Annotated in this window: 15 protein-coding genes and 1 tRNA gene; 9 read left to right on the forward strand and 7 right to left on the reverse strand. The window is 61.6% G+C overall.

The annotated features are described in order from the left end of the window. Positions 1 to 263: 263 nt before the first annotated feature. From P5689_RS02790 to P5689_RS02800, 3 genes are read left to right on the forward strand one after another with little or no spacing between them, the layout of a single operon-like run. Positions 264 to 1,718 carry a hypothetical protein gene (locus tag P5689_RS02790; protein ID WP_285532020.1) on the forward strand — a complete coding sequence of 485 codons (1,455 nt, stop codon included), beginning with the start codon at positions 264 to 266 and terminating at the stop codon, positions 1,716 to 1,718. Beyond that, complete coding sequence (locus P5689_RS02795) at positions 1,715 to 2,920, forward strand: HlyD family secretion protein (RefSeq protein WP_285532021.1); 1,206 nt, start codon at positions 1,715 to 1,717, stop codon at positions 2,918 to 2,920. Before P5689_RS02790 ends, P5689_RS02795 begins: the two co-directional genes overlap by 4 nt. Continuing rightward, complete coding sequence (locus tag P5689_RS02800) at positions 2,917 to 4,362, forward strand: efflux transporter outer membrane subunit (protein WP_285532022.1); 1,446 nt, start codon at positions 2,917 to 2,919, stop codon at positions 4,360 to 4,362. The genes P5689_RS02795 and P5689_RS02800 overlap by 4 nt, the downstream gene beginning before the upstream one ends. Positions 4,363 to 4,432: 70 nt before the next feature. Here P5689_RS02800 and P5689_RS02805 read toward each other — a convergent pair whose 3' ends face one another. From P5689_RS02805 to P5689_RS02835, 7 genes are all read right to left on the reverse strand, one after another. Then, on the reverse strand, positions 4,433 to 6,472 hold the full coding sequence (locus P5689_RS02805) for a transglycosylase domain-containing protein (RefSeq protein ID WP_285532023.1): 2,040 nt from the start codon (positions 6,470 to 6,472) through the stop codon (positions 4,433 to 4,435). After that, positions 6,469 to 11,520, reverse strand: a complete 5,052-nt coding sequence (locus P5689_RS02810; protein WP_285532024.1) for an MG2 domain-containing protein — start codon at positions 11,518 to 11,520, stop codon at positions 6,469 to 6,471. The genes P5689_RS02805 and P5689_RS02810 overlap by 4 nt, the downstream gene beginning before the upstream one ends. Before the next feature lie 160 nt (positions 11,521 to 11,680). After that, the gene (locus P5689_RS02815; RefSeq protein ID WP_031240626.1) at positions 11,681 to 12,610 is read right to left on the reverse strand and encodes a Gfo/Idh/MocA family protein; all 930 of its coding nucleotides are present in this window, start codon (positions 12,608 to 12,610) and stop codon (positions 11,681 to 11,683) included. Beyond that, entirely contained in the window at positions 12,607 to 13,893 is a 1,287-nt protein-coding gene (locus P5689_RS02820) for a sugar MFS transporter (RefSeq protein ID WP_031240627.1), read from the reverse strand. Before P5689_RS02820 ends, P5689_RS02815 begins: the two co-directional genes overlap by 4 nt. A gap of 171 nt (positions 13,894 to 14,064) precedes the next feature. Continuing rightward, positions 14,065 to 18,585 (reverse strand): glutamate synthase large subunit, encoded by a 4,521-nt coding sequence (gene gltB / locus P5689_RS02825; RefSeq protein WP_035443882.1) that lies wholly within the window; start codon positions 18,583 to 18,585, stop codon positions 14,065 to 14,067. A 5-nt stretch (positions 18,586 to 18,590) separates the two neighbouring features. After that, positions 18,591 to 20,051 (reverse strand): NAD(P)-dependent oxidoreductase, encoded by a 1,461-nt coding sequence (locus P5689_RS02830; protein ID WP_285532025.1) that lies wholly within the window; start codon positions 20,049 to 20,051, stop codon positions 18,591 to 18,593. Positions 20,052 to 20,229: 178 nt separating this feature from the next. Next, positions 20,230 to 21,165, reverse strand: a complete 936-nt coding sequence (locus P5689_RS02835; protein ID WP_285532026.1) for a complex I NDUFA9 subunit family protein — start codon at positions 21,163 to 21,165, stop codon at positions 20,230 to 20,232. 112 nt (positions 21,166 to 21,277) lie between these two features. Here P5689_RS02835 and P5689_RS02840 point away from each other — a divergent pair. The 6 genes from P5689_RS02840 (at position 21,278) to lptB (ending at position 25,786) form a co-directional block, all read left to right on the forward strand. Continuing rightward, positions 21,278 to 21,364: transfer RNA gene (locus tag P5689_RS02840), tRNA-Leu, on the forward strand. 69 nt (positions 21,365 to 21,433) lie between these two features. Next, positions 21,434 to 22,081, forward strand: coding sequence for a ribonuclease D (locus P5689_RS02845; protein WP_023978500.1), 648 nt, complete (start codon positions 21,434 to 21,436; stop codon positions 22,079 to 22,081). Between the two features lie 126 nt (positions 22,082 to 22,207). After that, positions 22,208 to 23,242 carry a KpsF/GutQ family sugar-phosphate isomerase gene (locus tag P5689_RS02850; protein WP_285532027.1) on the forward strand — a complete coding sequence of 345 codons (1,035 nt, stop codon included), beginning with the start codon at positions 22,208 to 22,210 and terminating at the stop codon, positions 23,240 to 23,242. Beyond that, complete coding sequence (gene lptC, locus P5689_RS02855) at positions 23,239 to 24,021, forward strand: LPS export ABC transporter periplasmic protein LptC (protein WP_285532028.1); 783 nt, start codon at positions 23,239 to 23,241, stop codon at positions 24,019 to 24,021. Before P5689_RS02850 ends, lptC begins: the two co-directional genes overlap by 4 nt. Next, on the forward strand, positions 24,021 to 25,010 hold the full coding sequence (locus tag P5689_RS02860) for an LptA/OstA family protein (protein WP_408868558.1): 990 nt from the start codon (positions 24,021 to 24,023) through the stop codon (positions 25,008 to 25,010). The genes lptC and P5689_RS02860 overlap by 1 nt, the downstream gene beginning before the upstream one ends. Continuing rightward, complete coding sequence (gene lptB, locus P5689_RS02865; protein ID WP_023978504.1) at positions 25,010 to 25,786, forward strand: LPS export ABC transporter ATP-binding protein; 777 nt, start codon at positions 25,010 to 25,012, stop codon at positions 25,784 to 25,786. Before P5689_RS02860 ends, lptB begins: the two co-directional genes overlap by 1 nt. Positions 25,787 to 25,792 lie beyond the last annotated feature (6 nt).

Raw genomic sequence — 25,792 nt, forward strand, 5'->3', positions numbered from 1 at the left:
AATAGTCTGCCATATAATCGGCATACCATGCGCAGATCGATGTTATATTTACTTGGACAGTCCAAACTCCCTGCGGCGATTCTGCATCCAGACAGGCGGCTTCTTCCGTATGACTGCATGAGGACATTAGCTTCAGAAGGTGTAATCTTCTGAGCGACGCCCAATCGACCGCCGGACTGGAGCGCCCTCCTCTTCTGGGCGCTCCCTATATCGCCCATCACCCTATGTGGCGTCGGGTTCTCTATGCCTGCATGGGCATTTTCATGCCCATCATTGCCTCAACCCAGAACGCCCTCCTTTCGGGCAATCTCGGGAGCGCAGCCGGTGAAGCCAGGCTGACCACAGCCGAGGCGGAATGGCTGATCGCCGCGTTTGTCGGGGCGGCGGCCTTTGCCAATCTGGTTGTCATCAAGGGGCGCCAGCAATTCGGCATCATGTTCTTTCTCATCACCCTGCTCGGGGTGAATGTGGCAACCGGGCTGCTGCTGATCGCCGCCCCGTGTTTCGCAACCCTGATCATCAACCGTGCCAGCAACGGGCTTATGGTATCGACCAGCGTTGCGGGGGGCGTTTATTACCTGATCCAAGCGCTCCCCAAATCGCATCGTGTCATGGCCATCGCCATTGCCATCACCTCCCTACAGATCGCCATCCCGCTGGCGGCCCTTATTCCCGTCGAAACGCTGACCCGCTCGGGCAATCATGGCTTTGCGTGCCTCGGCACGGCCTTCGCTGCCCTGCAACTCGCCTTCGTTCTGCTGCTGCCCCTGCCGAAAACCAATATGGGCCGCGTTTTCGAGAAGATGGACGGCATGTCAGCCCTGCTCCTGTGCGGCATGTCGATCTGCCTTGCCTCGTTCCTGACTTTCGGGCGCACCATGTGGTGGACAGACACCCCCTGGATCGGGTGGCTGCTTGTCGGCACAATCGGTTTTGGCGCTGCGGCTCTAGCAGTTGAGCTCTGCCGCACGCGTCCGCTGCTCCAGATCGACTGGCTGAGTACCGGCACGATTTTCCGTTTTGCGTTTGTCGCCATCATGGAACGGCTTCTGCTGTCAGAGCAGAACACCGGTGCTATCGGATTGCTCGGTCATGCGGGGCTGCTCAATGACCAGTATCACACGCTTTATCTGCTGGTGATTCTGGGCATGGTGGCTGGGATGACCGTCATGGCGCTGACCCTCTCGGCCCGTGCAATCCCCTATCAGTGCATCGTGGCCCTGCTCGCCATCGCCCTTGCCGCATGGCTTGATTCCGGCAGTAACGGCCTCACACGCCCTGCCGACATGTATCTTTCACAGATGCTGCTGGGCTTCGGCACCACGCTCTTCGTCGGGCCGGCCCTGCTCTATGGTGTCATTCTGGTGCTCAAATCGGATACGAGCCATTTCATCTCCACCATCTATGTCTTTGCCATCACGCAGAGTATCGGCAGCGTCACGGGGGCGGCCCTGCTGGGCAGTATCCAGTATTATTACGAACGCTATGCCCTGACCGGGTTCAGTTCACGCCTCGACGACACAGCCAGTCTCTCCCTCGCCACGGCGCGTCGAGGCCTGAGTGGTGTTTCCAGCACCCTTTCGGATCAATCCGCCATCATGGGGTATCTAAACCTGTTCGGTTTCGTGGCCGTCCTGGCGCTTTGCGCCGCCATTCTGATCGGCCTCTTCCTCATCGGGCGGCATCTCATGCAATTCACGAACAAGCGCCTCTCATGACCAACACACATTCTCTCCCCCCCGACCAGAATGCGCCGCCTCCCGGCAAGACAGCATCGGGAGGGGCGCCCGCAGCGCCCCCATCAGGCGCGGTCTGGCATCCCCCCCGACGCAGCATCACCATACTGAGCGTGGTGGCCTTGCTGGCTTTCATCGCCATCGGTTGTGTGCTGGCAACCTTCGGCCTAGCCCCTTTCGGGACCGAGGGTGTAAGCACGGATGATGCCTATGTGCAGGGCCATGTCACCATCGTGGCGCCTGAAGTGCCGGGTTATATCGAGGGGGTTTTCGTGACCGACTTCGCCCCGGTACATAGGGGACAGCTTCTGGTGCAGATTGACGAAAGCACCTATCGCGCCCGCGTGGCACAATCCGAAGCCGATCTTGCAAGCAGGCAGGCGGCGTTGGACAATAACAGACAGAACCAGGCCTCGGCCCGTGCGCGGCTCGACCAGCGTCAGGCGGCCCTGATGACGGCACAGGCCCACCTGACACGCAGCACGGCGGATCATCGGCGACAGGCGGCCCTCGTGGGCGATCAGAGCGTGTCGCGTGTGGAATATGATTCCGGCCTCGATGCCCTGCGTTCCGACCAAGCGGCATTGCGTCAGGCTCAGGCCGATATCCGTGCCGCACAGGCCGATGTGAAAGCGGCGGATGTGCAGGAAGAAGTTCTCAGCGCGCAGGTTCGTCAGGCGGCTGCAACCCTTGACTCGGCGCGCATCGACCTCGGTCGCACCCATATACGTGCGGCCAGTGATGGTGTGATTGGCCGCACGGGCGGCACGCATATCGGCGCCTATGTGGGAGCAGGCACCGCACTATTCTCTCTGGTCCCCGGTGAGCGCTGGGTGGTTGCCGAGTACAAGGAAGCCCAGACTGGCAATATCCGCATCGGTCAGGCGGCCTCTTTCACCGTGGACGGCCTGAACGGGCAGAAATTCACAGGACGGGTTTTCCGTATCGCACCCGCAACGGGCTCAGAATTTGCAGTTGTCAAACCGGATAATGCGACGGGCAATTTCGTGAAAATTCCCCAGCGTATCGGCATCTACATAGCCATTGACCCGAACCAGCCCAACGCCGATCGCCTCGCCCCGGGCATGTCGGTCGAATCCTACGTCGCCACGCCGCCTCAGTCGTCTTCCGATATTGCCCGGTCCACGGCTGACACCGGCACAGCAGGAACCCAGACGCCATGAAGACTGGTTATGGTTGGCGGCGATACTATCCTGCCAAAATCCTGACCGGGCTATGCCTTTTATCGCTCGGTGCGACGGGGTGTCAGGAGGGGGATTTCAACCTGCCGAAAGGCTCTGCCGTGGTGGCACCGGCACAATGGCGGCAGGGTGACCAGGCAGCGATGCACACGAAGCTCGACCCGCAATGGTGGGGACAGTTCGGCGACCCTGTTCTGGTGGCTCTTGTCGCCCATGCGCTGAACAACAACCCCGATCTTGCTTTGGCGGCTGAAAATGTCATGCAGGCGCGTGCGCAAATGCGCCTCGCCCTCAGTGCCCAGCTTCCCCATATCGACGGTCAGGCTCTTGGTATCGGCAATAGCCGCCTCTTCGGATCGAATTTCAGCCAGTATATCCTTGGCGGTGGCCTGACATTCGATTTCGATCTGTTCGGCAAGCTGCGCGAGCAGACCCGCGCGGCCCGGATCCAGACCCTTGCCAGCGCCGCGAACAGGGAAGCCGTCCGTCTGGCACTGATCGGCGATACGGTACGTGCCTATGTGTCACTTCAGGCCTCGCGCACGGCGCTGGACGTGCTGCAACGCACGTTGATCGTTCGGCAGAATGAACTGGTCCGCGTGCGCCACCAGCTTGCCACCGGCTATGAGAAAACCAGCACTTTCGATCAGGCGAGCGCTCTGGTCAGCGACGCCCAGTCCCAGATCGAGTCGACCCGCCTGCAGATTTCACAGCAGGAGAACGCCCTTGCCGTGCTTCTAGGCGAAATGCCCAGTGACGAGATGGCGCGTCTGACGCAAGGCAAACCGCTCGCCGCACTCACGCTCCCTCCAGCGGTAACCCCCGTTCCGGCGCGTCTGCTTGCCAACCGGCCCGATCTTATTGCGGCAGCAGATCAGATCATCGCAGCCGATCACTCCCTGCGCTCCGCCCGTGCCGCCTTTTTGCCCGATATCAGTATCAATCCCGGCATCGGCACGGCGGGGGGCACAACCCCCATCTCGGGCACGATCTGGTCTCTGGGCGGTAGTATGCTGGCGCCTATCTTCGAGGGCGGCGCTCTGCGAGCCCGTGAAAGCATGGCGGTATCGCAGCGCAACCAGGCCGCATGGAGCTACCGCAAGGTGGCGGTTCAGGCATTTCGCGAGGTGCAGGATGCCCTTACTGGCGTAACCCGACTGGCGGCACAGGAAGAGAGTCTGCAACGCAGCCTTGAGGCACGACGCCACACCCTCGAGGATGCACGCAAGGAACTCGCGACCGGCTATGTCAATTATTTCGATGTCGCCAATGCCGAAACCGCAGCCTTGTCAGCCGAGCTTCAGACTGTACAGGTCAGGGCATCGAGACTGGCCGAAATCGCCACGCTCTACCAGGCAGCAGGCGGCGGCTGGACTCCGCCAAAGGATGTGCTTCCCCTGCCCACCCATGACGACAGGTCTTGAGCCCGGATAGGTTATAACGCTCGAAAAACGCGCAGTGTGAAAAAAGAGGGCCCGCTCCTCCGCCCAGCGTTCAACGGATCCTGATATCCACCGCACTGCCGGCACCGGTGGCATCTACGAGGGCAATATGCACAAAGCCGGGGCTGTCCGGCTTCCATGACGGCGTGATCCCCACCGGTGTGTCGAGTGGCACGCCATTGACGAGCCAGCGATAGGGCTCCGTTCCCCCGCTGGCCACCAACCCCAGCGGGGTGACCTGACCATCCTCGGCAAAGCACTCCACCACGCCCCCGTTGCCCGGTTGCACGATGCGCGGCCCTGCATTGTCACGCGCCCTCACCAAAGCGGGCGACAACGAGGCTGCGGGCGCCATGGCATCCGGGCCTTCATCTCCTTCAGGAGGCAGGATGTCGAAAACGTTCATGAGCAACGGTGCGCTGGTACCGAGGCCGGTAATGCCGGGCACAGCGGTACCGTCAGGCCGTCCGCCCCAGACCACGACAATCCAGTCCCCCCTTACCCCAACGGCCCAGGCATCGCGCTGCCCGTATGAAGTGCCTGTCTTGAACGCCATGCGCTGGTCCTGCGTGTCGATGCGTCCTTTAGGCAACGGCGTGCCGCGCAGGATGGACATGATCTGATGGGCAGCATGACCGCCGATCATTCTCATCCCCTCAGAAGGCGCGACGGGCCAGTCCAGTCCGACCGGACGTGACATGCCGTGATTGGCAAAGATGCCATAGAGCCGCGCCAGATCGAGCGGCGTGATGCCAACACCCCCCAGTGCGAGGGCCAGACTCGGCGGTGTCGCCGGTGGAAGTTTCAGCCTTATGCCGGCGGCATCGAGCGTTCCGGCAAAATAGGACGCGCCAATCATGTCGAGCGCCCTCACGGCTGGCAGATTATACGACCGTTGCAGGGCATTGCGTATGGTGGTCGTGCCATGAAAGACGCGGTCGTAGTTGCGTGGCGCGTAGCCGCCAAAGCGCGTGGCGCGATCCTGTATGAGCGTATCGGGCGCCAGATAGCCGAGCTGGAAGGCGAGCGCATAGATTGCAGGCTTGAGCGTCGACCCCGGTGAGCGCCATGAGGTGATCATATCCGCAGCGCAGCCCGAGCAGCCATTGCCGGCATTGCCTTGCCATGCCGCGATACCCCCGTCGCGCTGCGCCACCAGAACAGCCCATGTGCCCCCTTCCGGCGGGGGTGTCTGGCGCAGGATACGCGCGAGATTGCTCTGGATACGCCGGTCGAGCGATGCCTGATAGACGTTGCGCGTCCCCTGCCGCCACTGCCAGGTCAACGCACCCTGCGCCTCGTGGACGATTCCGGCGGGTATCAGGGCGAAGGGCGTCGCCTCCCCTGCGGTGCGCAGGGATGGATGGCCCGCAAGCAGGGCTGCAACGGCCCTGTGCGCCGCCTGCGGATGACGGTCGGGGCGCAGGGCTTCCGGATGACGCGCCATCATGATCAGAAGGGCCGCCTCCTCATCGCTCAGATGCAGGGGCTCATGCCCGAACCAGAGGAGCGACGCCGCGCGTATGCCTTCGATGTTCCGGCTTTCCGGCGCGAGTGTCAGATAGAGATCCAGAACACCCCGATGCCCGTAGCGCCATTCAAGCTGAAGCGCCCGCGCCATATCCTGAATCTTGCCGCGCCAGCTGTGACGATGCGGGCTGAGCAGCCGGGCCGTCTGCATGGCCAGCGTCGAGCCGCCCGAGACAATATGGCCGCGGGTGGTGAGCTGATAACCCGCCCGCAACAGCGACAGGGGATCAATTCCGGGGTGCAGCCAGAAACGCCTGTCCTCGATCGCGAGCAGCATGGCGCGATAATGCGGATCGACCGATGCGGCCGGTGTGGCGAAACGCCATGCGCCATCGCCGCTCACCCGTCCGTCCATTACCTCGCCACGCCTGTCCTGCATCAACAGGGCGAAGGCGCGGGCACGCGACATATCGGGCGGAAAAAGCCTGTCTGCCCCCCAGAGCAGCGCCACCGTCAGGGTGACACAACCCAGAAGGGCGCAGACCATCTGGCCCGACCGGGCCAGACGGCGCGCCGGATTACGCGCCGGACTAACCGCCGGTATCTCGCGCCCTTCGTTCATCGTGGGGCGATGACAATCCGGCTCGAAGCACTGCGCGCCATCACTGACGGGCTGAAACGGTCCTTCACCATCGTTTCGGGGCGCAGGAACTGCCCCGGCGCCACGGCGCGCACGATATAGGCCAGACGAAAGGCATTTGAAGCCAGCAGATTGGCATCGCTCGGGCGATAGGATCCGCCAGCGATATCGAAAGCGACCGTCAGACGATCATCCCTGATCGCGACATGATGCGGCACGGTGAGTTCGCCCAGAGAGGCAAACATGGAGCCACCCGATTGAGAAGCCTCGCGCCTGTCATCATCGTCGGTTCCCTCATCACCGTCCCGGTCACGACCCATGCCATGCCCGTGTGCCTGCACCAGGCTCTCGATTTCCCAGCCTGCCGGGAGCAGATCGGTCAGAAGGCAGTGATGCGCGTTCCGGTCCTGCGCCTCACCCTGCACCAGCACGATGAACCGGTCATTCTGATGCCCCTGGCCGGGATCGTACGGATCGCCGCTCATGGTCAGCATGGATACACGAAGGGTCATTCCCGCATTAACGGCGTCCGGCGCCTCTCGCGGGGTGCCCGTCACGGTTTCGGTCAGCCAGAGCGGGGTCGTGCCGGTATTGGTCAGGCGATAACCCTGCAGTGCCGATGGCTCGGGCGCGAAGGCAACAGGCATGGCGATGGGACGGGGCATCTCCTTGCCGTTGACGGCAATCCCGCGCGCCGGGTCGGGGCGTTCCATGGCGCGGGCCGCCTCGAGCATTGCTGTTGTGGTCTCGGCAGGCAGTGACGAGAGCGAGACGTCGAGCTGGCCGAAGCGATCGATCAGTTTCTGCGCAAGCCCCTTGTTGCCACTCTCTGCCGCCAGCGGCACGAGACCGCCCAGATCACGCAGATAGATCCAGTAGAACGGATCGGAAGCCGCCGGTCGACCCGAGCGGACCGGGCCAAGGGCATCGACCGCCATCCCGAACAGCGTGTTGCTCATGCCACGCTCATTCCCCAGCGAGAGCCCACCGGCGAGATGTCCAAGCGCCAGCGCATCGGCGAAAGCCGCGTTAGCTGCCGTATCACCCCAATAGATGCGCGATACGCCATTGCTTGTCCTTGCCGTCGTACGGTCACCCAGCGCACGCAGGGCACCGATATCCAGCCTTCCCGCGCGGGCGAGAACATAGAGCGCATAAGCGCGTGTCTCAGGCGTGACCGCGCCTTCGCTATTGCGTTCATCACGGCTCGCATCCCCGGGGCTCTGGGCCTGGGAAGTCTCCAGCCAGTCCAGCGCACGATCGAGCGCAGGCGCAGGCACCCCGTATCCAGCCTCTTTGGCATGGACGAGAAAATCGACGACGTAGAGCTGCTCCCAGGGGAACAGACGGCCATCATTCAAGCGCCATGAGCCAAAACGCCCACCGGCATCCTCGCGATCGACGAGCATGGCAATGGCACTGTTGATCCGTTTATCCGCCCCTTCGGGCACGGTCAGCCGTGCCAGCTCATCGTGTCCCTTGAAGGCCAGAAGCCCGCGTGCCGAGGCTGCAAGCGAAACGCTGTCAGTGCCATATCCGGCCTCGAGCGTCTGAAGCAGGCCGATCGTATCAATCCCGTGCACCCCGGAATAGCCCAGCGTCACCCGCGAGCTGCCGGGCTCGAACGGTGCCAGCAGATCGGCCGAAGCCTCGTAGCTTTCACCGGGTGCCTGCGGCTTGACCACCGAGCGGGTGAAGGGCAGATGGCCCGGCCTGACCTGAAGATCCCAGCCTCGTGTCAGCACAGGCCGACCGGCCTTGTCCTGCACCCTGATCGTCATGTGGGCGATGCCCGAGTCACCGGCCTGCAAACCGGCACGAAACGACTGGCGTGCGCCCTTTGCGAGATTGGCTTCGAAATGCCCGGGCCCCGTAATGCGGATCGGCCCTGTGGCGCTCAGGGTTGCCGTATAACGTCCAGCCTCGCCTTCGGTATTGACGATCGAGACCAGACTGTCGGTCACGTCGCCCGGCGCCAGGAAACGCGGCAGGGTAAGATCGGCAAAGACCGGGTCACGAACGAGCACGTCGGATTCCGCCGTGCCCAGGGCGTCGTCCGACCAGGCCGTGACCATCAGATGCAACGTGCCCTCAAAATCGGGAATATCCAGCGGTATGGCAGCATGACCCGCATCATCCGTGGTGATTATGCCCGAGAACAGCGAGACGATACGGGTGGACGTGACAGAAAGCCCGCCCCCGCCATCGCCGCCCTCATCACCACCTTCGCGAATCTCGCCGCCCTGTCCGACCGGAGTCATGAGATGCGCGTAGCTGTCGCGTATATCGAGCGCGAAGGCGCGGCGCCCATAAACCAGATCGAACGCATCCGGCAGCTTCCACTGCGTCAGGGCGAGAATACCCTGGTCCACCGCCGAGACCACGAGGTGAACCTTCTTGCCCCCCGTGACGGTCAGGGGAAGTACTGCGTGACCCTGCGGCCTCAGCACAGCCGGTGCATCGAGTGCGATTTTGAGGTGATGCGCCGACTGGTCCAGACCGATATAGCCAAGCCCCACCGCCCGTGACGGCTCATGCGGACGCACAGGCGTATCGAGCGGTCGATAGGCTGTAACGAGCACATAGGCGCCACCGGGCCAGCCCGCTTCCGCTTTCACCGGGATATCAAGTCCGCCTTTGGGCAGGGTGACCGTTTTTGTGCTCTCGACCTTGTCTGTCGCAATCACGATCTGTGCTTCGCCTGCAAAAGGCGCCTGCACATGCACAACGGTTTCACCACCCACCGGCAGGATTTTGTCGCGCACGGTCAGGCTCAGGCGATCAGGCGCATTGGGCTTTTCGGTAGAATCCGACCACCAACCCGTGGCGAAGCGGGATGAACTCGCTGCGTTGCTTTGCGGGTCACTCAGAATGACGCGATAGCGCCCGCCATCCAGTTCAGTCGCGAAATGCGCCCGCCCCGAGGCATCTGTTGTCAGCGTGCCATTCTGGAGCGGCTCATCAATGACATGACGAATGAAGTGCCAACCCTGGCTGTTCCTGATCCAGTCATAGGTCTCGTTTTCACGCACGATTGTCCATCTGAGGACGTGATTGGCCAATGCCTTGTTATCGGGATTGAGCGCGATCACATCAACGGGGACCGAGCGGGTTTCCAGTTCCCCCCCACTTGCAGGTGGGGTGACACGCACACCGATCAGCGGCCTGTTGCGACGAATGGGCAGCGTCAGGATCTTGCTGACACTGCGCCCGGCAGGATCGAACAGGCTGAGGCGGATTTCTGCCTTGAGCGGCAGTGTGAGCCCATTGGGGATTTCGGGCAGGACGCTCAGTGCAGCGTGGCCTGAATCATCCGTGTCGGGTACTGCAAGGCTCTGCTGGTCAGGGCTGAAATTTTGGGTCTGCAACCCGAACACGAAGCCTTTTGCCTCTGCGACGGGGGTCTCATCACGCATGACACGCAAGACGCCCTCTCCCCTCAGATGCGCAGCCGGGGCACCATAGAGATAGCGCCCTTCAACCGCGATGCCGAGCTTCTGCCCCTCGGTAATGAAAGGGCTAGCCGGGGTGGCATCGACCGCAATGGTCTGGGGGACGAAATCCTGCACCAGAACCGAGGCGCGTCCCACGGGCGGTGACGTGGGATCGACATAGGCCTCAAGTGTCCAGTTTCCCGCTGCCGCTGCGGCCGAAAGGGCAAGGCTGGTCACAAGGCCGCCAGAGGCTTGTGGTGTCAGGTGAAGGGTCTGCGCCTTTACGCCATCCGGTCGACGCAGGACGAGGTCGAGCGGCAGATCCGGCAGCGCACGGCCCTGCGCATCGCGCAGAATCAGGGTCGTATTGATGGTCTCGCCGGGACGGTAGATTCCGCGATCAGTCGCGATCACTGCCTGTTGCGGCCCCGGTGCCTTGTGCCCTTCAGCCTCGCGGTCGGAAAAATCGAACCACGCCTGAGTGAGGGAGGACGTCGCGTAATCTCCGGTCGGGCTCATGGCGATGAGTGAGACCGGTTGATCTGCCCCCTTGCCCTTTATCAGCCCAACCGGAAACGCAACCCCACCTGTTGCATCGCTGACCGCCTGACCAAGGTCATCCCCCCCCTGAGACACGAGCCGTATCGAGACACCCTTCATAGGCAGCGCCGTCGAGAGCGCTCTGGCGAAGACATGCAGGCCGTCCGCGCCACGCATGGTGGTGAGCGCCATGTCGCTCACATTCACCCAATGAGCGGCAATGGAGAGGCTCTCACTCTCATCATAGCTGTCACTGGTACGCGGCGGGGTATGAGGCGCAGCGATACGGCTATCGCTCTTGGGCGTGCGCGCGCTTTCAGCCGTAACGAGGTAAAGCCCAGGCTTCTTGCCCGCAATCACACGCGCAATCGGAAAGGCCGTGACGGTCGTGGCATTGCGCGTGCCCGGCGTATCCATCGTCCCGGTCCAGATCTGGCTCAGACGCTTTTCGCGCAGATTGTTGAATTCATAGCCTTCGAGCGAGGTGACGCCCGTATCGACGCGAGGATAACTCTCATCGCTGGTCATGCTCTGGGTGGCGACAGGCGACAGGCGCCACACACTTACACGTACACGCTCGATATTGACAGTTTGCACATCAAGGCCGGCCACGCTGTGACGGGGCAGGATAAAGCCCTCACCTGCAAGACTGAGGCTTGGTGTCCGGTCACCCGTCGCCATGCTGACCACCACCGGATCAGCCAGCACGTTGCCGCGCGCATCATGCATGCCGCTGGTGAGTGTGACATTATATCGGGTGGCCCAGGCCAGACCACCAAGGCACAGATCGCGGTTGCGCAGCGAGATTTCAGGCCTCAGGCTGGGCGTAATCTGCACATGATCGGCATAATGGGGGCCTGCCTGGCTATCGAGCGGCGCAGCAAAGCGCAGACAGAACTCCGGGCTTTTACCCCCGGTATTGAGCAGACTGCGCTGAAACTGCATAGGCGCGGCAAACGCGGCCCCCGAGGCCAGAACGCTGATGAGCACCGAACCGAGAAGCGGCGCGCAAAGTACTGCGACCCTTGCAGAGATACCGGGGAATTTCCGCGTCATGGACCACGCCTCTTTGTCTGACCTGTAGCGTTTTTGATGGACCCGACAGGACAGAAAGGCAAGTATCCAGAGCCTGCATTACCTGAAATCTGGTGATTGTCAGGTGCTACAGGCTAGCGAACACAGATGATCGGCCTATCTGACAAATTGTATTACATATTTATTGAAATTCATCTGCCCGGTGATGGCGCGTTCCATAGGCTAGTGACTCTGTCACAATATCCAGCGGTCTCAAATCCAGAGCGCAGTCCTGCGCCGTAATCAGCGCCGCAAAGCTGTCATACACCCCGTCATATTCGCGACTTTCGGCGAGGGGCATCACCTTCCCTCCCAGAGAAAGCCTCGCGCCCCCTTCCGACATAAGAAGCTGCGCCCCATCCGGCATGGTCCAGATAATTTCCCATATCTCGTTTTCCCGCTCATGCCGCCAGTCGAAACTGGCTGATACGGGACAACGGGTCCGCGCACCAACAAGCGCGAGACGGGCCCGCGCCGGTGCCTGCTGCTGCGCAAAGAAATCAAGCGAGGCCTGCTCGAAAACGAGTGCCTCGGGGCTGACGGCGCAGAGAATGGACAGGGCATTGATCCCTGCATCGAAAACCCCCAGCGCACCGGGGCGCCACAGCCAGTCCGCGCCGGGATGCCATTTATCGGCATTTTCCTTCCAGCTAATCTCTACCCTGACCGGGTCATTCTCTTTCAGGTAAGCTGCAACACTCGGCACAGCCGCCGCATGAATCGAATGCCATGCTGCAAACACGGTGAGTCCGCGCTGACGCGCGACGGCCAGCAGAGCCTGCGCCTGGCTTCGCGTCAGGGTCGGGGGCTTTTCAAGCAGCACATGCCACCCCGCCTCCAGCGCCTGCATGGCGAGATCATAACGCATGGAAGGCGGCGTGCAGATAGCGACGGCATCGATGTCGATATGACTTTCGATCAAGGCCTCTATGGATGCAAATACCGGCACCTCCATCGTGACCGGCACGGGTGATACCGCCGCCGCCAGATGATAAGCCGAACTCGTAGCAAGGGCGGGGAGATGCTGCTGACGTGCAATCTGCCCGACGCCGATAACGGCAATCCTGATCATGATATCGTCTCCCGGGTTGCCGACGCATGGCGGCGCGGCACGGACCCCCAGCTGGCATAGAAAAGAAGGTAGAGGTAACAGACAAAGGGCAGGAGATAGGACAGGGATAGACCGATATGGTCTGCCAGCACGCCCTGGAAAATCGCAGCTGCCCCACCGGCAATGGCCATGATGAGCCACCCCGCCCCCTGCTCTGTCTGTGGGCCGAGTTCCGCGACACCGAGCGAGAAGATCGTGGGGAACATGATGGAGTGGCACAGCCCGGTCAGGAGCAACGCCCACATGGCCAGCCCGCCACTCGACGAGACAACCACCAGAATGAGCATGGCCCCGGCAAGGCTGGCGAGACCCAGCATCAGATGCGGGCTAACACGCCGCATGAGTGCCGCACCGACAAAGCGCCCCACCATGGCCCCACCCCAGAAAAAGGCCACGTAATGCGCTGCCTGGGCATGGCTCATATCGCCAATCTGTTTTTGTGAGATGAAATTCACCAGTGTGCTGCCAATGCCAATCTCGCAGATCATGTAGAGGAATATGGCGGGCACGCCCCAGAACAGATTGCGATGACGCCAGACACTGTGCTGCGTCCCGGAGGTCGTCACCTTTCGGCTGCCCGCATCGATGGACGGTAGTGGGAAACGCCAGACAACCAGCGCCATGGCCAGCAGCACGAGTGCAATCAGCCCGTACGGCAATTGCACCATCTGGGCATCCTGGATGTGTTGCCCCGCCGTCTCGGCAAGCTGGCCGCCTGTCGAGTTCTCATGGCTGCGCCCGAAGATCAGGATGCCGCCAAACAGCGGCGCAAGCGTCGTGCCGAGCGAATTGAAGGCCTGAACCATCGTCAGGCGGCTCGATGCGGAGGCCTCATCACCAATCACCACCACATACGGATTGGCTGCAACCTGAAGCAGCGTGATGGCCGCAGCCAGCAGAAACAGCGCGACCAGAAAAAACCCGTAGGAGAAAAACGCGCTGGCAGGGATGAAAAGCAGGCAGGACGCTGCCATGCCGACAAGCCCGAGAATGACCGCGTTCTTGTAGCCCAGGGCCGAAACAAGACGCGAGGCAGGCAGGGATATGACCAGATAGCCAAGATAGAAGCAGAACTGCACCAGAAGGGAGGCAGTGTAGTCGAGCGAGAAGGCAGCCTTCAGGTGGGGAACGAGAATGTCGTTGAGGACAGTCGCAAAGCCCCACATGAAAAAGACGCTCGATAACAGGGCCAGAGCGGCGACCGATGACGCCACGCCCTTTGAAGTCGAGACTTGAGACGGCATGAATAACCCTCGAAGAAGAGACCCTGCGATCTATTGACCGAGGGAGAGGGCTAGACCCTACCGAATGACTTTTCGGTAATAAAATAGATATTCAGAGGCAATATATGCCTGTTTGGCTATGAATGGGCATTACGGGCGTCGCCTCAAGCGATCCCGTGATGCCCTGTCCGCTCAGGCGGAAAGCGCCTCCTGCTTGCCCGGCAGTTCGTAGCCGATGATGCGGGCATAATCGCGCGGAACCACCTGCCAGAACTGCGACAGTACTCGATCCCAACGATGCAGAAGCTCGGCTGCATAGGCGCTGCCGGTTTCATCGGCATGACGCTGCACGAGCGAACGGAGGTTCTCTTCCCATACGCTGCCGGGCTCGATACGCGCCCAGAGAAGCGTATCCGGGTTCACACGGCGCTCGAACATCTCTTCCTTGTCGAGTACGAAAGCCATGCCGCCCGTAAAGCCGGCACCAAAATTATCGCCGATATGGCCGAGGATCACGACCGTACCGCCAGTCATGTACTCGCAGCCATTAGAACCACAGCCCTCGACCACAGCTGTCGCGCCCGAGTTACGCACAGCGAAGCGCTCGCCTGCCTGCCCCGCCGCGAAAAGCGACCCGGCAGTGGCACCGTAAAGCACGGTATTACCAATGATCGCGTTGTCTTCCGACCGCCACGGTGCGGTGGGAGACGGACGAACGACGATGGTGCCACCCGACAGGCCCTTGCCAACGTAGTCGTTCGCATCGCCCACGACATCGAGCTTGAGGCCCTGGACTGCGAAAGCACCCAGCGACTGACCGGCCGAACCACGCAGGCGCAGGGTCAGATGCCCCTCAGGCAGAGTCTTCATGCCGAATTTGCGGGTGATCAGCGACGAAACGCGCGTGCCGATGGCGCGATGCGTATTCTGCACCGTGTAGTGCAGATGCAGCTTCTCGCGATGATCGAACAGCGGCGTTGCATCGGCGATGACCTGCGCGTCGAGCGTCTCCGGCACCTCATTGCGCCCTTCACGGGTGCAATAACGTGCATCCGGCCCCGGATCGGCCTGAACCAGCAGCGAGTTCAGATCCAGATCGTCCAGATAATCCGCGCCGCGCGAGACCTGACGCAGCAGATCGGTACGGCCGATGATTTCCTCGACGCTCTTGAAGCCAAGCTCGGCCAGAATGTTGCGTACGTCCTCGGCAATGAAGGAGAAGAGGTTGATTACCTTCTCGGGTGTACCCTCGAACTTGGCGCGCAGCGCCTCGTCCTGAACGCACACGCCCACCGGACAGGTATTGGAATGGCACTGGCGCACCATGATGCAGCCCATGGCCACGAGGGCTGCTGTCCCGATGCCGAATTCCTCGGCACCCAGCATAGCGGCCATCACCACATCACGCCCGGTCTTGAGACCGCCATCGGTACGCAGGGTCACGCGATGGCGCAGGCGGTTGAGCGTCAGCACCTGATTGGCCTCGGTCAGCCCCATCTCCCAGGGGAGACCCGCATATTTGATGGAGGATTGCGGGCTCGCCCCCGTGCCACCGCAATGGCCCGAGATCATGATCGCATCCGCCTTCGCCTTGGCCACACCGGCGGCAATCGTGCCAATGCCTGTACGGGCCACGAGCTTGACGGTGACAGTCGCCTCCGGGTTGATCTGCTTCAGGTCGTAAATGAGCTGAGCCAGATCCTCGATGGAATAGATGTCATGATGCGGCGGCGGCGAAATGAGCGTCACACCAGGCGTGGCATGGCGCAGCTTGCCAATGAGTTCCGTCACCTTGAAGCCAGGCAGCTGTCCGCCTTCTCCCGGCTTGGCCCCCTGGGCGACCTTGATCTCGATCTCGCTGCAATTATTAAGATATTCCGCCGTGACACCAAAGCGCCCCGAGGCCACCTGCTTGATTTTCGAGCTGGCATTGTCACCGTTCTCACGCGGCGTGAAGCGCGAAGCATCCTCACCACCCTCGCCTGAATCCGACTTTGCGCCGATGCGGTTCATGGCGATTGCGAGCGTCTCATGCGCTTCCGGGCTCAGTGCGCCAAGCGAGATGCCCGGAGCCACGAGACGACGGCGGATGGAGGTGATGCTCTCGACATCTTCCACAGGGATCGGCTCGCGCACGCGGCGGAAATCGAGCAGATCGCGCAAAGCGGTCGGGGGCTGACGACGCACGGCATCGGCGTAACGCTTGAACAGTGAGAAGCTGTCGGTCGAGACGGCCGTCTGGAGCATGTGGATGAGCTGGCCGCTGAAGGCGTGAACCTCGCCCTTGCGACGCAGCTTGTACAAACCGCCAATCGGCAGGGCGTCCACACCGCCCGCATAAGCCGTTTCATGCGCCTTGAGCGCATTGCGGGCCAGACCGGGCAGACCGATGCCCGAGATGCGCGACGGCATGCCGGGGAAGAATTCGGCCACAAGCGCGCGCGACAGACCAATGGCCTCGAAATTATAGCCACCGCGATAGGCTGAAACGATGGAAATGCCGGATTTCGACATGATCTTGAGCAGACCCTTGTCGAGCGCCTTGCGATAACGCTCTACCGCCTCGCGCAGCGACAGCTCGCCGAAGAGGCCACGCTGCAAGCGATCGGCAATGCATTCCTGCGCCAGATAGGGGTTCACCGTGGTGGCGCCCACGCCCACCGTCACCGCCATGCCGTGTACATCCATGACATCGGAGGAGCGGACATTGAGCGAGGTGAAGGTACGCAGGGACTGACGCACGAGATGGATATGCACGGCGGCGGTCGCGAGGATCATCGGGATCGCGACGCGCTCTTCATTCTGTCCCTCATCGGAGAGGAAGAGATGGGTGCAGCCGCCGCGCACATAATCCTCGGCCTCATGGCGGATGCGCGCGATAGCGTCGCGCAGCCCGGCCTCGCCATCGGCGGCGCGGAAGGTACAATCGACCGTCGCGCCGTCCTTGCCACAGAAATTGCGCAGCGCCTCGAACTCACCCGTGGTGAGCACAGGGCTCGGCAATTGCAGCAGGTCGCATTGCTCGGGCGACTGGTCGAGGATGTTGCCCAGATTACCAAGGCGCGTGACGAGGCTCATCACGTTCATTTCGCGCAGGGAATCGATAGGCGGGTTTGTGACCTGACTGAAGCCCTGACGGAAGTAATGGGCCAAGCCGCGATAGGTGCTCGACAGAACCTGAAGCGGTGTGTCGTCACCCATCGAGCCGATGGCTTCTGCCGATGTTTCGACCATGGGATGAAGAATGGTCTCCATTTCCTCATGCGTCAGGCTCATGGCCAGCTGGCGTCGGCGCAGCTGATCGGCGCTGAACAGGACCGGCTCGGCGACATCGCCCCGCACAACGGAGCTGATATTACGGATATGCTTCGTCCAGGCGGTGAAGTCCTGACGCTCGGCCAGAAGATCGAGCAGCTCCTGCGGCGCATAGAGCTTGGCTTCCTGAAGGTCGAGACCCAGCGTCTCGCCCGGCCCGAGGCGTCCCTTCATGCGCGTATTGGCGTCCTGCACGCGCACCATACCGGCTTCGGAACCCACGATCAGCAGATCGTCCTGCGTGATGGTATAGCGCAGCGGGCGCAGACCCGCGCGGTCAAGACCGGCAACAACCCAGCGCCCATCGGTCGCACAGATGGCGGCAGGGCCATCCCACGGCTCCATCACAGCATTGCAGTAGGAGAACAGCGCCCGATGCTTGTCAGTCATGGCGGCATTGCCACCGGCACTGGCGGGTACCATCAGCGTCTTGGCCATGGGGGCATCGCGCCCGGCATGGGTGAGCAGCTCGAACACGTTGTCGAACATGGCGGTATCTGAGCCCGCCGCCTGAACGACCGGCTTGAGATCGCTCATATAGGGGTCGAGTTCGGCATTCGCGAGACGCGTCTCGTGGCTGCGCATCCAGTTCACATTACCCGAAAGCGTGTTGATTTCGCCATTATGCGCCAGACGGCGGAATGGCTGTGCCAGCTTCCAGGTCGGGAAGGTATTGGTCGAGTACCGCTGGTGGTAGATCGCAAAGCGCGAGATGAAACGCTCATCGAGAAGATCCGGATAGAAATCCGTCAGGTTCTCGGCAAGGAACATGCCCTTGTAGATGAGCGAACGACACGACAGCGAACACACATAGAGATCGACCTGAGCCGCTGCTGCAGCCTTCTCGATACGACGGCGGATGACGTAAAGATCGCGCTCGAAATCAGCTTCCGAACGGTTCAGGCGGTTACGCACCATGATCTGCTCGATCTCGGGACGCGTCGCGTTAGCCTTCTCACCAATACAGGCCGTGTCGATCGGCACCTGACGCCAGCCATAGATGCCATAGCCGAAATCGAGGATCTCGCTTTCGATGATCGCTCGTCCTGCTTCCTGCGCGGCCAGATCGGTCTTGGGCAGGAAGATCATGCCAACGGCAATACGACCCTCGATATGGTCATCACCGGCGCTGTGAATCGCCTCGGCGAAGAAATCCTGCGGGATCTCGACATGGATGCCCGCACCGTCGCCGGTCTTGCCATCGGCGTCGACCGCACCGCGATGCCAGAGCGCCTTGAGCGCCGCGATACCGGCCAGAACCACGTCACGACGGCGCTTGCCGTCCAGTGCCGCCACGAGCCCGACGCCGCAGGCATCACGCTCCATGGTCGGGTCATAAAGGCCTTCGAGGGCGCGGACATTGTCCTGATAGGACTGGATGAAGCTCTTCTCGGTCATGGCCCTTACTCCGCCGCCACTGCCTGTGCGGCATGGTCTGATGTCATGCTCTCTGTGCCAGAGAGAAATTGGTGCATTTCAGCTGCGGCCTCACGTCCGTCGCGAATGGCCCAAACCACAAGCGAGGCCCCGCGCACGATATCGCCGCCTGCGAAAACGCCTGGCACGCTTGTCTCGAATCGTCCCGGTGTGACCTTGAGCGTGCCCCATTTGGTCACGGCCAGCTCCGGCGCATTCCAGTCACCCGGCAGATCCTCAGGGTCAAAACCCAGCGCCTTGATCACCAGATCGGCCTCGATCACGAAGCTGCTCTCAGGCACGGCCTCGACCGACTGTCGGCCGGACGCATCGGGCAGGCTCAGACGCATCTTATGGGCACGCACGCCGCTAACGGTGCCGTCGCCGAGAAAAGCCTCGGGAGCCGCAAGCCAGGCGAAGTTCACGCCTTCTTCCTCGGCGTTCTTCACTTCCTGCACCGAGCCCGGCATGTTCGCCCGGTCACGGCGGTACAGGCACGTCACTTTCTCGGCGCCCTGGCGGATGGAGGTACGTACGCAGTCCATGGCCGTATCACCGCCACCGATCACCACCACATGCTTGCCCCTGGCGTGCAGCACGGAGTCATCGCCCGGCGTCTCATGATAACCACGGCGGTTGGACGCCGTAAGAAAATCGAGCGCCTGAACCACACCGCCCAGTCCGCTGCCCGGCACGGCAACCTCACGCGAACGATAGACGCCCGTCCCCAGAAAGACCGCATCGTGTTTTTCACGAAGCGCCTCGAAAGAAAGGCCGCCCTCACCTTCCCCTATGGGGGTGGAAAGATGGAAGACAATGCCCTGTGCCTCGAGCAACTCATGACGACGGGCCAGCACGTGCTTTTCAAGCTTGAAGCTCGGGATGCCATAGACCATCAGCCCGCCGACGCGATCATGACGGTCATAGACATGAATCTGATAGCCAAGGGCCCGCAGCCATTCTGCCGCAGCAAGCCCGGCCGGACCAGCACCGACTACGCCGATGCTCTGTGAACGCTCGCAAGACGGCAGGCGCGGTTTGACCCAACCCTGCTCGAAAGCCGTTTCAGTGATGAACTTCTCGACGGCACCGATCGTAACCGCCTCGAAATCCTTCTGAATGACGCAGTTGCCCTCGCACAGACGATCCTGCGGGCAGATGCGCCCGCAGATTTCAGGAAAGGTATTTGTCGCCGAGGAGAGACGATAGGCCTCCTCCAGACGGTTCTCGGCCGTCAGCTTCAGCCAGTCGGGAATATTGTTGCCCAGGGGGCAATGGACCGAACAGAAAGGTACGCCGCATTGCGAGCAACGGCTGGCCTGACGCTCGGCATGATCAACCGCAAAAGCGCGGTAGATTTCACCGAAATCCTCCCGGCGTTCGGCAGCGTCACGCTTCTCAGGCATCTCCTGCGGCAATGACACAAATTGCAGCATACGTTCGGCCACGACACGTCCTCCCCAAGGGCGAGCGGACGCATGTCGCCTCGCTCAAAAAACATGACGGACAGGTAAGACAAGCTCACGACCCGTATAAGTCATCAATGCTTACCTATCACTGGCCATATTGACGATTTATGGCGCGGACACACAGAAATATCAAATTATTAGGTCCGAAACGGACCATTTATTTGCGAATCATTCTCAACGCGCTGATTTGGCTCAGATATTCCGGTGCCACATCATACACACTCCGGGGAACGACTCCGAGGGTTTCGAGGGTCTCAGCCCCGGATGACACGATATTGTCCTGCGAAAGCATCGCGAGCTGATCCCGCGTCAGCAACTTACCCGGTAGAACCTCCATCACACTGGCCTGTATCTGGGCAACACGCTCTGGCACCGTCAGAAGTCGGGGTGTGCGCCCCACGGACTGCGCCACGAAAGCCATGATCTCGGCCATGGTGAGACGATCAGGACCGCCGAGCTCGAACAGCCTTCCGCCCAGACCGCTTTCCGTCAGGGCGAGCGCGGCAGCCTTCGCGACATCCTCGACATAGACGGGCTGAAGGCGCGTTCCGGGAAAGTAGACAGGCAGGACAGGCAGGACTTTTGCCATGAGGCCAAACATACGCAGAAAGCTGTCCTGCGGACCGAACACAACACTTGGGCGCAGGATTGTCGCCTCAGGGAATGCGGCTTTTACCCTGCGCTCGCCCTCTGCCTTGCTACGCCCGTAACGTGAAGGCGAATCAGGCGCAGCACCGATGGCCGAAACCTGAACGAATCGCTTCACGCCTGCAGCACGCGCCTCTTCAGCCACGCGTTCCGGTGCCTCGGCGTTCATGCGCTGGAAAGTCGCCCCGCCCTTCTCTGTCAGAATCGAGACCAGATTGATGGCCGCCCCGGCACCCTGCAGGGCTGCACGCACCGACGCACGATCCGTCACCGAGGCATAAACAGGCAAGACCGTTCCCGGCGGTGATTCGGCGACAAGAGAGCCCGCCTTGTGCGGCGCACGTGAGGCCACGCGGACATGATGCCCCTTCGCGACAAGCTGGCGCACGAGTGCGCGCCCGATGAAGCCATTGCCGCCAAATAAGGTGATGACCGGGTTTTCCATAAAAAAATCCTCTTTTTTCAACGGGGGGTGTTGACGCCCCCCACATCCACCGGTAAACGCCACCTCACCGAACGGGATGCCGAAAAAAAACGGCGCCCCGGACAGCCTCTGAGCCCAGATGGCGGAATTGGTAGACGCGCAGGTTTCAGGTACCTGTGTCCGCAAGGACGTGGAAGTTCGAGTCTTCTTCTGGGCACCATACGAAAAACGGAAAAGCCGACGAGAAATCGTCGGCTTCCGTTTTTTCTAGCCCCAGGGTTTTCCAGACATGGCCGCACCGAGCGCTTCGATCCATCTTTACGATGGTGATCTCCCCGACGATTTCGATCTGGGTCCGGTCGTCGCCGTCGATACCGAAGCCATGGGCCTCAACCCGCATCGCGACCGTCTGTGCCTCGTGCAGCTTTCTGCCGGTGACGGCGAAGCCCATCTGGTGCAGATCCGTCCGAAATCGCTGGGGGGTCGCTACGAGGACTGCCCGAATCTCAAGGCGCTCATGGCTGATGAAAGCGTGACAAAGCTCATGCATTTCGCGCGCTTCGACGTGGCACTGCTTCAGCACGCCCTTGGCATCAAGGTCGCGCCCGTGATCTGCACCAAGATTGCAGCCCGCCTGGTGCGCACCTTCACCGATCGTCATGGCCTGGCGCATCTGTGCCGCGAATTGCTGGGTGTCGATCTCGCCAAGCAGCAGCAGACGTCTGACTGGGGTTCGGAAGTTCTCTCCCCTGAGCAACTGAGCTATGCCGCTTCGGATGTGCTTCATTTGCATGCACTCTGGGCCAAGCTTGAGGCCCTGCTCATCCGTGAAGGCCGGCGTGAGCTCGCCCAGGCCTGCTACGATTTCCTGCCAGCCCGTGGGCAGCTTGATATCCTGGGCTATGAAGAGCCCGATATCTTCTCCCATCGCGCCTGAGCCCTGACGCGCTTCCCCTTCTGCTCTGCTCCGCTCGGTATGATATTCGCATGGCGTGTCATAGAAACGCCTTGCTTGGCGTGGCAGGGTAATTGACCTGAGGCCAGCAAAGCGGGAAGAGGACGCATGACCGAGCTTTCACGTTCCAGCTCCGCTTTGATTACCGATTCCGAGCACGCCCGTAACGCGGCAATCGAGAGTGCCCAGGCCACCCTTGCCGCCGAGGCCGCCGGACTGGCCGCGCTGCAATCCGCGCTCGCCTTGCCAGAGGCGATGGGGAACCAATTCAGCCAGGCCGTTGCCTGTATCGCCGCCACAAAGGGGCGCGTCGTGGTTTCCGGCATCGGCAAATCGGGCCATATCGGCAGAAAAATCCAGGCGACACTGGCCTCTACCGGCACATCCTCCATTTTCGTCCATCCTGCTGAAGCCGCCCACGGCGATCTGGGCATGATCGAAGCGCGTGACGTGCTGGTGCTTCTCTCGCAATCCGGTGAAACGGCCGAACTGGCCGCATTGCTCGAACATGCCGCGCGCCATGCGATCACCATCATCGGCATGACATCCTCGCCCAACTCAACGCTGGCCCGGTCCAGCAGCATTGTGCTGTGTCTGCCACGCAGCAAGGAAGCCTGCCCGATGGGGCTCGCCCCCACGACCAGCGCGGTGATGCAGCTTGCCCTCGGTGATGCCCTCGCCGTTGCCCTGCTCGAACGACGCGGGTTTACCGCTGATGATTTCGGCGCCTTTCATCCGGGCGGCTCCCTTGGCGCGTTGCTCCGCCCGGTGCGCCGGCTGATGCATGAGGGCGAGGCCATGCCACTTGGCACGGCTGACATGCCCCTATCGGGCGTCATCATTGAAATGACACGCAAGGCGTTCGGGTGTATGGGCATCGTCGACCCCAGCGGCGTTCTCATCGGCCTCGTAAGCGATGGCGATCTACGTCCGGCCCTGACCCGCGACCTCGACAGGACAACGGCGGGTGACATCATGAACCGCGCGCCAATCACCACCCATGGCGATATGCTCGCCCAGGAGGCCATTCATCTGATGACCGCGAGGCGCAAGGCCATCAATAGTCTGTTCGTGCTCGATGAGGCACAGCGACCGGTCGGTATCATCCATCTGCACGACCTGCTTCGCACAGGCGTCGCATGACCGGGACGCAGGAGAACAAGGACCGCAAGCCGCCGCAACGCGAGGATTTTGCGCGTGATGCGGCAAAGCTTGCCGCCCTGCGCGAGGCCATGCGTGAACAGGGGCAGTCCCGCCAGCGCAATATCCCGACATCGTCGGACCTTGCCTCGCGCCGTCGCCTGCTCGACACGGCAAAATGGGCGCTTCCGCTCACGGCCGCTGTTCTTCTCGGCTCGATCGCTGTCTGGCCGGAAATCGCGCGCTGGCTCAGTGCCAACCGTGCCGTCATGCAGGAAATGGCGCAGATGCGGGTCGAGAGCGGTAATCTCGAAGGGGCTATCTATCGCGGCCTCGATGCCCATAACCGCCCCTATATGATTACGGCACGCATCGCCCATCAGAACGGTCCCGATCGTGTCGATCTGGTCGACCCGGTAGCCGATACGCATATGGCGGGCGGCGGCTGGGCCGAAATCAAGGCGGACAAGGGCGTTTACATGCAGCATGAGCAAACGCTCAATCTGACCGACCATGTCGTGCTGTGCAGGGACGACGGCACACTGCTGAACGGTCTAACCGCCGATATCGACCTTCATCGCAGCGTGATTGCGTCGAATGACTGGGTTCATGCAGAGGGGCCATTTGGCATACTCGACGCCCAGGGCTATTTTATCGACCAGCACGCCAATCTTCTGCAGTTCGTGGGGCCGCAGCGTGTCATACGCAATGATGACCGTCAGGATGCCATGCCCTCGCTCACCCCCCCTGCCCGCACCTCCTCCACGCAGAAGGCCCCATGATGCGCCGCCTCATTCCTGCCCTGACCCTGGGATCGCTCCTTATGGGTCTTCCTTTTGCCGGCGTCTCGCTTGAGGCCCTCCTTTGCCCGCAGGCTCATGCCCAGGCGCTCGACATGTCGCATGGCGAGCAGGTCAATATCAGCTCCGCTGGTCCGCAGACCTATGATCACGACGCCCAGACGGTCACTTTCGTCGATCAGGCGCGCGCTGTTCGTGGCGACGTGACGATTGATGCGGATCAGCTCATCGGTTTTCTGCGCAAGAAAGCGCCTGATCCCAACGCCCCCAAGCCGCAGGATGATTCAACGCAGCAGGACGGCGAGAAAAAGCCCGGCGATGACGGCGCCATGGGCGGATCGATGGAGCTCTATCGCATGGAGGCCATCGGGCACGTTCATATCTATACCAGCACCGATCAGGCCTGGGGCGACAAGGCGCTTTACGACATCGATCAGGGCGTTCTCGTCATGACAGGCAAGGCGCTCAAGTTGACCACGCCGCAGGATGTCATGACCGCGCGCGACGTGATGGAATATCACAGCCAGACCCGTATGTCGGTCGGTCGTGGCGATGCCACCGTAACCACCAATGACGGCAAGCGCATCAAGGCTGATGTGCTGGTGGCGTTCAGCAAGCCGGACTCCACGCCCCCCGCCGGCGCGAATCCTGCCCCTGCGCCCGCACCGGGTGGCGATGGCACCGCTCGTAGCTCGAAGCTCGATCGCGCCTATGCCTGGGGCCATGTCATGCTGCGTACCCCCAATGAGACCGCGACAGGTGACAGGGGCGTCTATGTGTTCGACACGCAGATGGCGCGGCTTATCGGCCATGTGCACGTGACGAGTGGCCAGAACCAGAATAACGGCGCCTCGGCCATCGTGAACATGAAGACGGGGGTTGCCATCATGAACCCCGCACCCGGCCAGCGTATCGAAGGTCTGGTCATCCCCAACGAAGCTGGCAGCAGCAAGCCCGGAGACGCGCATTGATGAGCGACAACGAGACCGTCATCCTGCAGCAGATCCACGATGACCCCACCGTGCAGACAGGACTGATCGCGCACGGCATCGGCAAAAGCTACAAGAAGCGCCAGGTGGTCCGTAACGTCTCGATCCAGGTGCAGCGTGGCGAGGCCGTGGGTCTGCTGGGGCCGAACGGTGCTGGCAAGACGACAAGCTTCTATATGATCGTGGGTCTGGTTCAGCCTGACACAGGGACCATCACCCTCGATGGCGCCGATATCACCCAGCTGCCCATGTATCGTCGTGCACGGCTCGGTATTGGCTATCTTCCGCAGGAAGCCAGCATTTTCCGCGGCCTCAATGTCGAGCAGAACATTCTTGCGGCGCTGGAAGTGGTCGAGCCCGATTACGACCGCCGCCAGACCATGCTGGATGGGCTGCTGGCCGAGTTCGGTATCTCGCATCTGCGTCATTCGCCCTCTCTGGCCCTCTCAGGCGGCGAACGGCGCCGTCTTGAGATTGCCCGCGCCCTCGCCAGTCAGCCGAACTACATTCTGCTTGATGAACCTCTGGCCGGTATCGACCCGATTGCCGTGGGCGAAATCCGCGATCTGGTGTCCCACCTAAAGGACCGTGGCATTGGTGTGCTGATTACCGATCATAACGTTCGCGAAACCCTTGAGGTCATCGACCGGGCCTATATCATGCATTCGGGTCAGGTGCTGATGGAAGGCATCCCCGAGGAGATCGTGGCCAATGAGGACGTACGACGCGTCTATCTGGGAGAAAATTTCTCCCTCTGAGTCCTG

This window comes from Asaia sp. HumB (assembly GCF_030263835.1).
GTDB classification, from domain to species: Bacteria; Pseudomonadota; Alphaproteobacteria; order Acetobacterales; family Acetobacteraceae; genus Asaia; species Asaia bogorensis.